Raw genomic sequence first — 14,147 nt, forward strand, 5'->3', positions numbered from 1 at the left:
GCGAAAATGGGCCCCTCTATTGTCCTTACACCAAAAGACAGGAATGCTATGACACCAAAGATCAAAGTCGAAAATCTTTACAAGGTTTTCGGCAAGACCCCCCGTGCCGGGATCAAAATGCTGCAGGACGGCATGGGCAAGGAAGAACTTCTGCGGCGCCACAAGCTGGCGGTAGGCATCAATCAGGTCTCCTTCGACATCAACGAGGGCGAATTCCTCGTGGTTATGGGACTCTCCGGCAGCGGCAAGTCGACCCTCATCCGCTGCCTCAACCGCCTCATCGAACCGACGGGCGGCAAAGTCTTTATCGACGGCACCGATATCACCACCCTGTCGGAGGAGGCCCTGCGCCGCACCCGCCTGAAGAAATTCGGCATGGTCTTTCAGCGTTTCGCCCTCTTTCCCCATCGCACCGTTCTGCAAAACGCCGAATACGGCCTGGAGATTCAGGGCATCGCTCCCGACGAGCGTCAGGCCAAAGCGCAGGAGGCCCTCGAACTGGTCGGTCTCAAAGGCTGGGAGAATTCCTACCCCGGCCAGCTCAGCGGCGGCATGCAGCAGCGCGTCGGCCTGGCCCGGGCGCTGGCCCTTGACCCCGACATCCTGCTGATGGACGAGGCTTTCAGCGCCCTCGACCCCCTGATCCGCCGCGAAATGCAGGACGAACTGCTGGCCCTGCAGAGCCGGGTCAACAAGACCATCGTCTTCATCACTCACGACCTCGACGAGGCCCTCAAACTCGGCGACAAGATCATCATCATGCGCGACGGCGCTATTGTGCAGGCGGGTACGCCGGAAGAGATTCTCACTAACCCTGCCAACGATTATGTGGAAAAATTCATCGAGGATGTCGACATCTCCAAAATCCTCACGGCCGAATCGGTCATGCACAAGGCAACCGCCGTCACCTTTCCCAAGGATGGCCCCAAAACCGCCCTGCACAAGATGAAAGAAGTCGGTCTTTCCGGCATCCTGGTGGTGGACAAGGAGCGCCGTCTGCTTGGCATCCTTTCGGCTGAGGACGCCTCGAAACTGGCGAAGCGCAACGAAGCGAGCATCGAAACGGCCATTGTCCGCGATGTGCCCGAGATTCATCCCGGCGCCAGCCTGCAGGAACTCTTCGCTTTCGAAAACTTTCCCGTCGCCGTCGTCGATGAGAACAGAAAGCTCAAAGGTATCGTCGTGCGCGGCGCGCTGCTGGCCGCCATGGCAGAAAGGAGGCTAGGCTGATGGATATGCCCCTGCCGAAATTTCCCCTGGGAAAGGGCATTGAAGCCCTGATCGATTTCTTCACCGAGCATTTCGCCTTTATCACCAAGGGTCTCTCCCGGGTCACCGAGACCGGCATCGACGCCCTGGTCGAGGGCATGCTCTTTCTGCCCCCCTGGCTGCTCATCCTTATTTTCGCCGGCATCGCCCTGTGGCTGAGCGGGCGGCGCATCGCGATTTTTGCCGCCCTCGGACTGCTCTTCATCTGGAATCTGGGCCTGTGGGAAGCCACCGTTTCCACCATCGCCCTGGTGCTCATTTCCACCCTGGTGGCCGTGTCCATCGGGATCCCCATCGGCATCCTCGCCGCTCTCTACCAGGGGATGAATCGGGTGACCATGCCCGTGCTCGATTTCATGCAGACGATGCCCGCCTTTGTCTACCTGATTCCGGCCATCCCCTTTTTCGGCCTGGGTCCCGTTTCCGCCATCTTCTCCACCGTCATCTTCGCCATGCCGCCGGCTATCCGCCTGACCTGCCTCGGCATCCGGCAGGTGCCTGAAGATCTCATCGAGGCGGCGGACGCCTTCGGCTCGACCCGCAGCCAGAAGCTCTTCAAGCTGCAGCTGCCGCTGGCGACGCCGACCATCATGGCCGGCGTCAATCAGACCATCATGCTGTCCCTGTCCATGGTGGTCATCGCCGCCATGATCGGCGCCGGCGGTCTGGGCAGCGAGGTCTGGAAAGCGATCCAGCGTCTGAAGCCGGGGATGGGCTTTGAGGCCGGCCTGGGCGTGGTCATCGTCGCCATTATCCTCGATCGCATCACCCAGAAGATCACGACCCGCAAGTCCGTCAACCTTTAACACGCATAAGGAGAAAAACGATGAAATCACCCTTTATTCGCCTGGCTATCCTTTTGACAGCCCTGTTGAGCCTGGGACTTTTGGGCTGCACCAAACAGGAAGACGAGACCGCCAAGCAGGCGGCCGCCCCGACCAAAAAGCCCGTTGAGCTGATCTACGTCGAGTGGGCTTCCGAAATCGCCAGCACCAACGTTGTCAAGGCCGTTCTGCAGGAAAAGATGGGGTATGAAGTGAAGACGACTGCTGTCGGTGCGGCCGCCATGTATCAGGCCCTCGCCGCCAACGACGCCGACGGCATGGTCGGCGCCTGGGTTCCGACCACCCACGGCCACTATTTGGAGGAAATCAAGGGCAAGTACGTGGACCTCGGCCCCAACCTCACGGGTACCCGAATCGGACTGGTCGTGCCGACCTATGTCACCATCGACTCGCTCGAAGAGCTCAATGCCAACGCGGATAAGTTCAATGGCCGTATCGTCGGCATCGACCCCGGCGCCGGCCTCATGTCCAAAACGGAGCTCGCCCTCACCGAATACGGGCTGGACAACTTCAAACTCATTGAAGGAACCGGCGCCACCATGACCGCCGCCCTGGCCGACGCCATCAAGAACAACCAGTGGGTCGTCGTCACCGGCTGGACGCCTCATTGGAAGTTCGCCGCCTGGGACCTCAAGTATCTGGAAGATCCCAAAAATATCTTTGGCGGAGAGGAATTCGTCCACACCATCGTGCGCCAGGGTCTGCAGGAAGACCAGCCTGAAGTCTACGCCTTTCTGGACAAGTTCAACTGGACACCGGAAGACATGGCCACGGTCATGATCTGGAATGAAGAAGAAGGGGCGGACCCTTACGAGAACGCCAAGCGCTGGATCAATGAAAATCCGGAAAAAGTGGCCGAGTGGCTGAAGTAACGGACCGGCAAGCGCGACAGGCATGAGCACGAAGGGGCGGCACCGAAAGGGCCGCCCCTTCGTGTGTCTGAGGGCTCAGGTATGGAGATGAACGAGAAAAGGCGAGTCGATGCCGTGATGGTGCAGCAGCTCCCGTACTGCCTTTTCTCCCTGCGCCAGCGCCTCGCTCAGGCCATACCGGCGCTGCAGATGGACGAGATAGGGCAGATTGCCACTGACGGCCAGACCAAAGCGCTCCCGCATGGCGGCGATGGCCGCAGCTTCCAGCTCCTGGGCCCGCTCCTGGGTGTCCGCCACATAGTGGGTGGGAAAAGCGACCACAGTACGGTCGAGACTGTCCATAAAAAGGGTGCGCTCCAACGGGGACAGCGTGGCGAAATCGATGGCGCACCAATCGGCGGGGCGGGTGGAGAGCAGGGCCCGGCAGGCGAAGGGACGCACGGCGTAGACCGTGCAAACCCCATCCGCATCGAGAAAGGGACAGGCGCCAACCCGTTGCCGATAGCGGCGCAGGAAGGTTTTGAAATCGTCGACGCCGGCGAGCTCCGCCCCCATGCGCTCCACGGCGGCTTCCACCGCCGCTGCCTGTTCGACGGTGAGCGCATCGCTGACCAGCAGGGCCTCGGTCAGGGACACCTCGACGTGAAGCGTGCAGCAGTTGCGGCAGCCCCGGCTACAATGAATCTTTCCGCCGCGCTCGCCATAGGCCTCGCTCCAGCGGGCCATCTCCCGGTCCAGCCTATGCTGATCTTCGCCGACGGCCGTCTTCAAGGCTGGCCACAGCGCCATCTTTTCGTCTGTCGATGTCATTTTCCCTCTACCTTTTTGCCGCCTGTTGCACTACCGTGGAGACAGAAATCGCCACCGAAATCCCCATGGAGCGGTTATGGATTTACTCTTCTGGCTGGGGCTCGTCACTCTGCTGATCGTCACCCCGGCGGCGCTGATCGCCTATCTCGGCAGTCGCCGCCTGACTTTTCTGCGCGAGGTGGCCCCGGCGTTGCCCGCCACACCTCCCAAAGTCTCGGTGGTCATTGCCGCCCGCAACGAGGAGCGCCACCTCCGCCAGGCCCTGCAGTCGATCCTGCGCCTGGATTATCCTGACTACGAAGTGATCGTGGTCAACGACCGCTCGGAAGACGGGACCGGCGTCATTCTGCAGGAGCTCGGCGCCACCGACAAGCGCCTGCGCCTGCTCACCATCGACGAACTGCCGGCCGGCTGGCTTGGCAAGAATCACGCCCTCTGGCGTGGCAGTGCACTGGCCCGTGGCGAACTGCTCCTCTTCACCGACGCCGACGTGGTCATGGAACCGAGCACCCTGACCCGCGCCATCGCCCTTTTCGACCGTGAACAGCTCGATCACCTGGCCGCCACGCCGGTGCCGCACATGCCCACCCATTTTCTCAATATCTTCGGGGCCACTTTCGGTCTGATCTTCGGCATGTACGTGCGCCCCTGGAAAGCCCGCGACCCGAAAAGCCGCTGTCACATCGGTATCGGCGCCTTCAACCTGGTGCGCATGACGGCCTACCAGGAGGTCGGCGGCCACCGCACCATCGCCCTGCGTCCGGACGACGACCTCAAGCTGGGCAAGATCCTCAAAAAAGGGGGATTTTCGCAGGATGTCGCCTACGGCAGCGGCCTCATCAGCGTCGAATGGTACGCCAGCGTCGGCGAGGTGATCCGCGGGCTGGAGAAGAACGTCTTTGCCGGCACCGACTACCGCCTGTCACTGATTATCGCCGGGGCCCTTTTTCATCTGGCCGTCAGTGTCTGGCCCTACGCCGCCCTTCTGCTGACGACGGGAACGACCCGCCTGCTCTACGCGGCCATCGTCGCGGTGCTGACCTTCAGCCTGATTGACGGCGCCCGCTTTCACGGCTACCGGCGCTGGTACGCCGCCGGCTATCCCCTGGCCGCCGCCCTCTTTACCTACATCCTGCTGCGCTCCGTCACCCTTAACCTGCTGCAGGGCGGCATCACCTGGCGTGGCACCTTCTATTCCCTGGCAGAGCTGCGCCAGAACCGGGTGTGAGCCTCATTCGCCGGCTTTTTTTACTTCCAGTTCTTCCCAGCGGGCCATCAATTCCTCCAGCCGACTTTCAGCCGCGGCAAACTGGCGAGCCGTTTCTTCAAGACGGCCGCTGTCGCCGCCCAGGCGGGCGGGGTCGGAGAGCATCGCCTCCAGTTCGGCCATTTCGGCTTCCCGTTCGGCGATTTCCGCCTCTACCGCTTCGAGCTCCCGCTGTTCCTTGTAGCTGAGCCCGGCCCGCTTGCGCACCCGGACCTCCGCCTCTTTGGCCTTGAGGGGCGTTTTCACCGCCGCTGCCTCCTCGGCCTGCAGGGCCTGCAGCCGGCAGAAATCCTCGTAGTTCCCCTCGGAGAATTGCATGCGGCCACCCGGCTCAAAATGGAGGATACCGGTGGCGATGCGGTCGAGAAACCAGCGATCGTGGGTGACGACCAGCACGCAGCCGGGAAAGGCGTTGAAGGCCTCTTCGAGCACCTGCATGGTGGGAATGTCGAGATCGTTGGTCGGCTCGTCGAGAATGATGAGGTTGGCTTCTTCGAGCATGAGCTTGGCCAGCAGCAGCCGGGCCCGCTCGCCACCGGAAAGGGTGGAGATGCGTTTGCGCTGCTCATCGCGGGAGAAGAGAAAATCCTCCAGATAGCCGATTTTGTGGCGTTTGTGGCCGGCGACCGTGACCCAGTCCCCCTCCCCCACCGCCTCGTGCACGAACTGCTCGGGATCGAGGCCGCTACGGGCCTGATCGAGATAGCCGATACGCGTGTTTTTGCCGAGAACGACGGTGCCGGCAGCCGGCGACAGCTCGCCGAGAACGGTACGCAGCAGGGTGGTCTTGCCGCAGCCGTTGGGACCGAGGATGCCGATACGCTCCCCCTTGCGCATAATGAGGTCGAGGTCGCGAATGAGGGGGCGGCCTTCCATCTCGACCGTCAGCCCGGCGAGTTCGAGGATGGTACCACCCAGGCGCTGCCCCATCTCCAGTTCGAGCTTCATCTCCCGGCCGGAACCGGTCTTCTTCTGCCCCTGCAGCTGTTCGACCCGGTCAATGCGCGCCTTCTGCTTGGTGGTACGGGCCTTGGCCCCGCGCCGCAGCCAGGCTTCTTCCCGTCGCAGCAGATTGAGCAGGCGGTCCTGCGAGCGTTCCTCGCGCAGCAGCAGCTCCTGCTTCTGCTCCAGGTAGGCGCTGTACCCACCGGCGAAGGACGTCAGTTGACCCTGATCGATCTCGAACATGCGGTTGACGACCCGATCGAGAAAATAGCGGTCATGGGTGACGAGCATCACCGCCCCGGCGAAGGTGCGCAGGGCCGTTTCCAGCCAGGCGACGGTGTCGGCGTCCAGGTGGTTGGTGGGCTCGTCGAGCAGCAGCAGTTCGGGCTCGCGCAGCAGCGCCGCCGCCAGGGCGACCCGCTTGACGCCGCCGCCGGAGAGTTCCCCCACCCGCTGCCGCGGATCGACCAGACCGAGCTGGCCGCACAGGTCAGCCACTTTGTGATCGAGATTCCACGCCCCGTGCAGGTCGAGCCAGCTCTGGATTTCATGCTGTTCGTGCAGCAGACGCTCGGCGGCCTCCCCGTGGGCGGTGTGCAGTTCGTCGGAGATAGTCTGAAAGCGGGACAGCCGGCGGCGCGCTTCGCCGAGGGCGGCATCAAGGGTCTGGCGGATACTCTGGGTGGGGTCGAGTTCCGGCTCCTGTGGCAGGTAGACGGCGGTCAGGTCCCGCTTGCGGATGACCCGCCCGGCATCGGCCGATTCCAACCCGGCAATAATGCGCAGCAGCGTCGACTTGCCGCAGCCGTTACGACCGATGACCCCGACCTTCTCCTCCTCGCCAAGGGTAAGGCCAATGCCGGCGAGGACGGTGCGGGCACCATAGCTTTTGTGCAGATCGGTTATGTCGATGACGTTCATGGGATATCCTGGCGGCACCTCAGGGGGCCGTTCATGCCGTGGTGAAGCCGATGCTCAGCATCCCCGCCTTCAGAATATAGACCCCGAAAGCGATGAGCAGCAGGCCGCTGACCAGTCGCACAGCCAGCGGGTGACGGTTGACGGCGCGTATTTTCTGGCGCACGGACTGGCTGGCGTAGGCGGCCAGCAGCATGGGGATGGCGAACCCGAGGGAGTAGACGGCCAGCAGCAGGAGCCCGACGGAAAGGCGGCCGTCCGTGGCAACCAGGGCCAGCAGCCCTGACAGCACGGGGCCGACACAGGGGATCCACACCAGCCCCAGCGTCAATCCGAGGATCAGCCCCGACCAGCGCCCCGACCCCGCCGCCGGCAGGCGCGCAAAGAAGGTGAGGCGTTTAAAGAGGTTGACGTCGAAGAGCATGAGGACGCCAAAGAAGATGACCACCACCCCTGCCACCTTCTCCAACGTCGGCATGACACCGGCCACGGCTCCGCCAAAGAGGGAACTCACCGCCCCCATGGCGATAAAACTGACGCTGAGTCCTAGCACGATGAGGACGGGGCGCAGCCGGTGGTCCTGCGGCGTGCCGGTAACGATGATGGGCACGACGGGCAGCACGCAGGGGGAAGCCAGGCTGGCAAAACCGGCGGCCAGAGCCATGAGCAGCGAGGACAGCGACAAATCAAGAGGCATCATGACCTCACGGGTTCGCGGCGCTTTTCAGCAGTTGACGGATTTCCTCGGCGCTACGCACGCCGGGGGGAAGACGCCTGATTTCGCGCCCCTCGCCATCGACCAGCACCAGCGCCGGCAGGCCGCGAATACCGTAAGCGTAGAAATAGTTGAGGTCCGTCGGCACTGTCGTCTGCACATAGCGAAGCTCGGCCTGGCCATCCAGCTCATTGGCCATCCGGTTCAGAATGTCGTTCTGCAGGCGGCAGGGCCCGCCGTTAGGATCGAGAAAAAAGACCAGAAAAGGACCCGCGGCCTGTTCAGCCGCCGGCCCGGAAACCGCCACCGGCGGCGGTGCCGCCGCCGTTTTCGGCTCGCTGTCGGTGCAGGCCGGCAACAGGGCGAACAAAATCAACAACCATACTTTTATCATCTGCATAGGACCTCCCGTGGAAGCAGGCGAAAATTAGTGAAGAGGTAATATAGTGACCGCCGGACGACGGCGCAAGGGGAAAGGGAAAAACCGGCTGGATCGGAAGGTCAGCTACGCATGCCCCGCCCAAAGTGACGCTTGGTGGAATCCTGCAGTTTGGCGGCGGCCCGCAAGGCCTCGCGCAGGATATCCTGCTCGTTTTTGGAGAGCGCGTAGGGATCGATGTAGTGGGAAGGGGTTTTCCCCTGCTCGATGAGGGCGATTTCGTGGCGCAGGCGCAGAAATGTGAAAGCTTCAAAGGCTGCCTTGAGATGTTCGGCCGTTTCGTGATTGAAGACGCCCAGCCGCACCAGCTCGTCCAGCCGCTCCACCGTGGTGGTGGCATCTACCCCCTTCTCCAGCAGAAACATGCGCACGCAGTCGACGATAAAAACGCTGCCGGCCTGTTTCAGAGAGATTAGACCTTTGTGTTCGCCACTCTTTTCCACCACGAAGCGCCCCAGCATGCCGAGAGGGGATTTGAGGTTCAGATCATTCTCCAGCAGGTAGAAGAAGAAGATCGGGTGGCGCCGCAAGGCGTCATGCAGGATGCTGCGCAAATCCCGACAGAGGGTCGCGTCACCGGCCAAAGGCATGAAGTCGAGAAAGATGGTGGAATACATGACCCGCTTCGGCTCGGGCACGGTGATCCAGCGGTTGATGCGCTCCTGCCAGTCCTTGAGCCGTCCGCGCCAGTAGGGGTTGTTGGCCATGACCTTGCCGTTGCACAGGGGATAGCCAATGCGTTCGAAGGCCTGAACCAGTCGCTCGGAAAAAGGCTGAAAGAAGGCCTCGACCCGCTCCAGCTCCGAATCGGGGAAATCTTCGTAGAGCAGTCCGTTGTCCTGGTCCGGATTGAGCAGCATCTCCTTGCGCCCGCCGCTGCCCATGATAATGAGGCAGAACCGGATATTCGGCGGTTTCATCCCCTCCTGCTTCATCTCCTCGATAATGAGATCAAAACAGCGCCGCATGATGCAGTGATGAATGTAGGAGAGGATCTCCATGGTCTCGAAATGGGAACGCGCCTCCCCCATGAGAGCTTTGGCCACCTTGACCACACTGGCCCGGGCCGTCACCAGCTCGTCAATGGAGCGAGCCTCTTTGACGCTGCCCACCAGGATCATCGACTTTTGGCTGCGGTACTTCATGAGGTCGCGCAGGGTCACCATACCCACCACCTCGCCGCGATCGATGACCGGCAGGTGCTTGATGCGATGCCCCATGAGAAAACTGGTGGCTTCGTACATGTAGGCATTCACGGGCATGGTATGCGGATTGGGCGTCATTACCTCGGCGGCGGTCAGGGTGTCGCAATCGGTGCCCTCCCGCGCCATGACCTTGCGCACCAGATCGTGCTCGGTGATGATTCCCGCGGCGGCCTTCTGGTCATCGCGAACGATGAGCGAACCAATGCCCCGTTCAATCATCAAACGGGCCACCTCACGCACCGAGGTCGTCGGCTCACAGGTCTCCACCGGTGACGACATGATCTCGGACAGGCGCTTTTTGAACGGGTAGGCCTCCATCTGCGTCAGCGCCTTCTGGGTATGATCCTCGACCATATCCGAATAGAGGCTGCGTACGCGGGAGAGGATTGTGCGGGTGAAATGCTCGGTAATCTGAGGGCAGTGCTTGGCGGCGCGGGTCAGCAGCTCCTGCGGCAGCAGGTAGCACTCCGTCGCTTTCACCGTGCGGGCTCCGGCGGTATAGCGCTCGCCGGTAAAAATGGGGGTAGCGCCGAAGAACTGCCCCTCCTTGCGGTAGTCGACGACCATCTCCACCCCGCCTGGCGTCAGGGCGACGATTTCAACCAGGCCTTTGCTGATCAGGTAGAGGTAGCCGGTGGGGGGATCGTGCTGGTGGAAAATATGGGTGTGGGGCGGGAATTTCTGGACGACGGCATGCTCTTCGAAATCGGCCAGAATCTCCGCCGGGAGTTGGCTGAAAGGCTCCGTATCCTGCAATGTCCTGATCAAATCCATACCAACCCCGCTGTTGCCCGCCTCACTTTGCTCTGGTGATCCGCCATACGAAAAAAGCCTCCTGGCACGGGAAGCTTCTTTCACTTTTTAAACCGGGACACCCCGCCTCAGGAGGCGGAGGAGTCTTTCTTCTTTTTACGGCCCAGATTCATCGGATGGGCCTGCCGACTGATGATGAAATCGAGGAAAATCTTGATCCAGATGGTCGAACCGGCCACGGCGATCCAGGATTGCGGATTCTGCAGCGGTCCCACACCGCGCAGAGCCCCTAGGGCGGTTCCCAGCACCACCAGCCCGGCGGCGAGATTGATCAGACCCACCAGAGTGGCCCATTTTTCCGGACGCGGGGGCGACTCCCCCCGTTTGAGGGCGACTTCAGAATAATCGCGCTTGCCGAATATCCGCCAGGCCCGTCGCAGCCAGAAGAAGGCCATGGGGAAGAGGGCGAGAACCAAAACCCACCTCATCACGAAATCAAAATAATGTGCAAACATAATCAGTCTCCCGTCATCCTCTGTAAAACTCAAACACCGTTTAAAACGAACCCATTTTTACCCGATGAGGAAGGTCTCAATCAATAAAATTCTGAAAAAAAACCCCGCCAGCGCACTGGCGGGGTAAGAAAATCCAACTGACATTCTGCACATTGACTGGGTAAATCCTAGTGCCCGTGGCTGCCATCCACAGCCTTGGCGCCGCGAGGTACGCGGACGCTTTCGACCAGGTGCTGGATGTGCTCGGGAGGAGCGGCGGTCATCTTGCTGACCACATAAGCCACACCGAAGTTGATCAGGGCACCGATGGCGCCGAAGGCCTCGGGGGTGATGCCGAAGAAAGAGTTGGCGCCGCCGATCAGGCCGAGATAGTCCGTGCCCTTGATGAAGAAGATCCCCTTGTGAGCGAAGACGTAGAAGAGAGTAACCAGCAGACCGGCGACCATACCGGCGATGGCGCCTTCCTTGTTCATCCGCTTGTTGAAGATACCCATCATCAGACAGGGGAAGAGGGAGCTGGCAGCGATACCGAAAGCCAGAGCCACGGTACCGGCGGCGAAGCCCGGCGGGTTGAGGCCGAGATAGCCGGCCACGATGATGGAGCAAGCCATGGCGATCTTACCGGCCATCAGTTCGCCCTTTTCACTCATGTTGGGCATCCACATGTCCTTGAGCAGGTCATGGGAGATAGCCGAGGAGATGGCGAGGAGCAGACCAGCCGCGGTGGAGAGCGCGGCGGCCAGACCACCGGCCGCTACCAGGGCGATGACCCAGTTGGGCAGCATGGCGATCTCAGGATTGGCCAGAACCATGATATCGGCGTTGACCGAAAGCTCGTTGCCCTGCCAGCCGGCCGCCTGGGCCTTGGCCAGAACCTCGGGGTTCTTGGTCTTGTCGTTGTAGTACTGGATGCGGCCGTCGCCGTTCTTGTCGTCGAATTTGAGCAGGCCGGTAACTTCCCAACGCTGCATCCAGGCCGGACGCTCATCGTACACGATGCTGTTTTCCGTGGCATACATGTCGCCGCCGGAATGAACAGCCTTGTTGACGGTGGCGTGCAGGTTCATCTTGGCCATGGCGGCCACGGCAGGAGCGGTGGTGTAGAGGATAGCGATGAAGACCAGGGCCCAACCAGCCGAGTAACGAGCGTCCTTAACTTTAGGCACTGTGAAGAAGCGCACGATAACGTGGGGCAGACCAGCCGTACCGATCATCAGGGAGACCGTGTAGACGAACATGTTCAGCTTGCTGCCCGGCACCGAAGTCGTGTATTCGGCGAAGCCGAGATCGGTCACGATGAGGTTGAGTTTCTCGAGCAGGCTGACGCTGCTGCCCACCATGTCGGAGCCAAGGCCCAACTGGGGGATGGGGTTGCCGGTCAGCTGCAGGGAAATGAAGATGGCCGGAATGGTGTAAGCCAGAATCAGGACGCAGTACTGGGCGACCTGGGTGTAGGTGATGCCCTTCATGCCGCCGAAAACGGCATACATGAAGACGATGCCCATACCGATGTAGATACCGGTAGCGTTGGAGACGCCGAGGAAGCGGGAGAAGGCGACACCGACGCCGGTCATCTGACCGATGATGTAGGTCAACGAAGCTGTCAGCAGACAGATGACCGCCACCGAGCTCGCGCCCTTGGAATAGAAGCGATCCCCGACGAACTGCGGTACGGTAAATTTACCGAACTTGCGCAGATAGGGGGCCAGCAGCATGGCCAGCAGAACGTAGCCGCCGGTCCAGCCCATAAGAAAGAGCGAACCGCCGTAGCCCATGTTGGCGATGAGACCGGCCATGGAGATGAACGAGGCGGCCGACATCCAGTCAGCACCGGTTGCCATACCGTTCAGGACAGGGTGAACGCCGCCGCCGGCGACATAGAATTCACTGGTGCTCCCAGCTCGGGCCCAAAGGGCGATACCGATATACAGAGCAAAAGTGAGACCAACGACAAGATAGGTGATTGCTGCGAGACTCATGTAGGCTCCTCCCTTATTGCTCGTGAACGTCAAATTTTTCGTCGATCTTACCCATCAGATACGCATAGATGAAGATAAGAGCCACGAAGATGTACATCGATCCCTGCTGAGCGAACCAGAAGCCCAGCGGGTAGCCACCCAGACTGATGTTGTTGAGGGCATCGGCGAAGAGGATGCCCGCCCCGTAGGACACCACAAACCAGACCGCCAGGATCTGAGCCACCAGTGTTAGAACCGCCTTCCAATACGCTTGTGCACTTCTGTCCATAAAAACCTCCTCCTGGTTGGGGAAAATGGCTCATCGCCATTTCACCATGCGAAACCTTCCCTTTCGTTTCTAAACCCAATGTTCATTCTAACGGCAAAAATCATTTCGTCTATTTTGCCTGAGCACCTCCTAACTAAAAAAGCAGTTTAATTGAACCGGAACCCCCACACTGAAAGCCACCTTTAACCGCTCTATCAAATCAAAAACATCCAATTTCGAGTAACATTGTTATTTTCAACAAAACCTTATTTCATTGACTTTTGTTCCAATTATCGCCAAAGAATTTCACATGTCAATAAAAATTTAAAACTCTGTTTGAATTTTTTGAAAACAGTCGCCCGGAAAATGCCGTGAAAATTTAAAAAAGTATTTCAATTTAGCCACTTAACCACCTAAAACAGTTCGCGACAATGCTTCACAATTCAACCGGAAGGAAATCCCATCCGCGAATTGACCACCTCCGCAGCCCCGCACAGGGCGGCCAGCAACCCCATCGACAACCCGTCGGCATCGAGACGGAAATCAGGCCCAACCACAGTCAGCGCGCCAACCGCCTGCCCACCGGAAGCCAGCAAGGGCACCGCCAGGGCGGCGCTGCCCAACCCGACACCGTGCAGATCGGCGCAGGCACCACACTCTCGAATCGCCGCATCCTCAGCCGGCAACAAAACGGCCTCCAGGCAGCCCGCCACCGCACCGGGCCCGCCGCCCTCAAAAGCTTGCAACACCCGCCCCGCCGCGCACACCTCCAGAGGAAACCGCTTCCCCACCAGAGAAACCACCTTCACCTGATGAGAACTGTCCACGCCATCCAGAAACAGCGCTTCCCCCCCTCGGCGCACCACCAGATAGACCGCCTCCCGATACTCGCGGGCCAGTCCCTCCATGACGGGTTTTGACTTCCGCAGCAGATCCATACGAGAAAGGAGTTTCTGGCCGACCTCATAGGCCAGCGGACCCAGACCATACCCTCCCGCCCCCTGGCGACGCTCGACATACCCACGATTCTCAAAGGTCGCCAACAAACGAAAGACACTCGCCTTATTCATCCCCAGGCGCTCGCTCAACTGAGACAGAGTCACCTCGTCATCCTGCTCGCCCAGCGCCTCAAGCAACATCAAGGCATTCTCCACAGACTGCACGCTGTATTCGCCACGCCCCCTGACACGCATCACCAACCCCCATGCTTTACACCAAATATGCGAAAATTTATTACAACGTTCTACGCTTATCGATTTTTAAATACCTAATTTTTAAATGGTTGCGAAATAATAGAAAAACAATCCCATCAATGCAATCATTTTTTATAATACTGTTTTATTTTTTTATGTGGGCTTAACTCTTCGG

Annotated in this window: 13 protein-coding genes; 4 read left to right on the plus strand and 9 right to left on the minus strand. The window is 60.2% G+C overall.

Features of this window, described 5'->3' with window-relative positions; translation table 11 throughout:
• Window positions 1-48 precede the first annotated feature (48 nt).
• Genes MJO47_RS00545 through MJO47_RS00555 form a run of 3 tightly spaced genes read left to right on the plus strand, consistent with a single transcriptional unit; the run spans window position 49 to window position 2,986 of the window.
• Window positions 49-1,230 (plus strand): glycine betaine/L-proline ABC transporter ATP-binding protein, encoded by a 1,182-nt coding sequence (locus MJO47_RS00545; protein WP_253959171.1) that lies wholly within the window; start codon window positions 49-51, stop codon window positions 1,228-1,230.
• Entirely contained in the window at window positions 1,230-2,075 is an 846-nt protein-coding gene (locus MJO47_RS00550; RefSeq protein WP_253959172.1) for a proline/glycine betaine ABC transporter permease, read from the plus strand. The genes MJO47_RS00545 and MJO47_RS00550 overlap by 1 nt, the downstream gene beginning before the upstream one ends.
• Before the next feature lie 20 nt (window positions 2,076-2,095).
• Window positions 2,096-2,986, plus strand: coding sequence for a glycine betaine ABC transporter substrate-binding protein (locus tag MJO47_RS00555; RefSeq protein WP_253959173.1), 891 nt, complete (start codon window positions 2,096-2,098; stop codon window positions 2,984-2,986).
• 75 nt (window positions 2,987-3,061) lie between these two features.
• On the opposite strand, the gene MJO47_RS00560 is transcribed toward MJO47_RS00555, so the two are convergent.
• The gene (locus tag MJO47_RS00560) at window positions 3,062-3,796 is read right to left on the minus strand and encodes a YkgJ family cysteine cluster protein (protein WP_253959174.1); all 735 of its coding nucleotides are present in this window, start codon (window positions 3,794-3,796) and stop codon (window positions 3,062-3,064) included.
• Between the two features lie 76 nt (window positions 3,797-3,872).
• On the opposite strand from MJO47_RS00560, the gene MJO47_RS00565 reads away from it, so the two are divergent.
• Window positions 3,873-5,024 (plus strand): glycosyltransferase family 2 protein, encoded by a 1,152-nt coding sequence (locus MJO47_RS00565; protein ID WP_253959175.1) that lies wholly within the window; start codon window positions 3,873-3,875, stop codon window positions 5,022-5,024.
• 3 nt (window positions 5,025-5,027) lie between these two features.
• On the opposite strand, the gene MJO47_RS00570 is transcribed toward MJO47_RS00565, so the two are convergent.
• From MJO47_RS00570 to MJO47_RS15510, 8 genes are all read right to left on the minus strand, one after another.
• Complete coding sequence (locus tag MJO47_RS00570; RefSeq protein ID WP_253959176.1) at window positions 5,028-6,929, minus strand: ABC-F family ATP-binding cassette domain-containing protein; 1,902 nt, start codon at window positions 6,927-6,929, stop codon at window positions 5,028-5,030.
• 31 nt (window positions 6,930-6,960) lie between these two features.
• The gene (locus MJO47_RS00575) at window positions 6,961-7,626 is read right to left on the minus strand and encodes a cytochrome c biogenesis CcdA family protein (protein WP_253959177.1); all 666 of its coding nucleotides are present in this window, start codon (window positions 7,624-7,626) and stop codon (window positions 6,961-6,963) included.
• Between the two features lie 4 nt (window positions 7,627-7,630).
• On the minus strand, window positions 7,631-8,035 hold the full coding sequence (locus MJO47_RS00580) for a co-chaperone YbbN (RefSeq protein ID WP_253959178.1): 405 nt from the start codon (window positions 8,033-8,035) through the stop codon (window positions 7,631-7,633).
• Between the two features lie 107 nt (window positions 8,036-8,142).
• Complete coding sequence (locus MJO47_RS00585) at window positions 8,143-10,059, minus strand: putative nucleotidyltransferase substrate binding domain-containing protein (protein WP_253959179.1); 1,917 nt, start codon at window positions 10,057-10,059, stop codon at window positions 8,143-8,145.
• A 107-nt stretch (window positions 10,060-10,166) separates the two neighbouring features.
• Window positions 10,167-10,553 carry a hypothetical protein gene (locus MJO47_RS00590; RefSeq protein ID WP_253959180.1) on the minus strand — a complete coding sequence of 129 codons (387 nt, stop codon included), beginning with the start codon at window positions 10,551-10,553 and terminating at the stop codon, window positions 10,167-10,169.
• Window positions 10,554-10,720: 167 nt separating this feature from the next.
• Window positions 10,721-12,532, minus strand: coding sequence for a sodium:solute symporter family protein (locus MJO47_RS00595; protein ID WP_253959181.1), 1,812 nt, complete (start codon window positions 12,530-12,532; stop codon window positions 10,721-10,723).
• Between the two features lie 13 nt (window positions 12,533-12,545).
• The gene (locus MJO47_RS00600; protein WP_253959182.1) at window positions 12,546-12,800 is read right to left on the minus strand and encodes a DUF4212 domain-containing protein; all 255 of its coding nucleotides are present in this window, start codon (window positions 12,798-12,800) and stop codon (window positions 12,546-12,548) included.
• A gap of 422 nt (window positions 12,801-13,222) precedes the next feature.
• Window positions 13,223-13,972, minus strand: a complete 750-nt coding sequence (locus MJO47_RS15510; RefSeq protein WP_305882413.1) for an IclR family transcriptional regulator — start codon at window positions 13,970-13,972, stop codon at window positions 13,223-13,225.
• Window positions 13,973-14,147: the final 175 nt, after the last annotated feature.

The sequence above is a fragment of the Desulfuromonas sp. KJ2020 genome (assembly GCF_024197615.1).
GTDB lineage: Bacteria > Desulfobacterota > Desulfuromonadia > Desulfuromonadales > SZUA-540 > SZUA-540.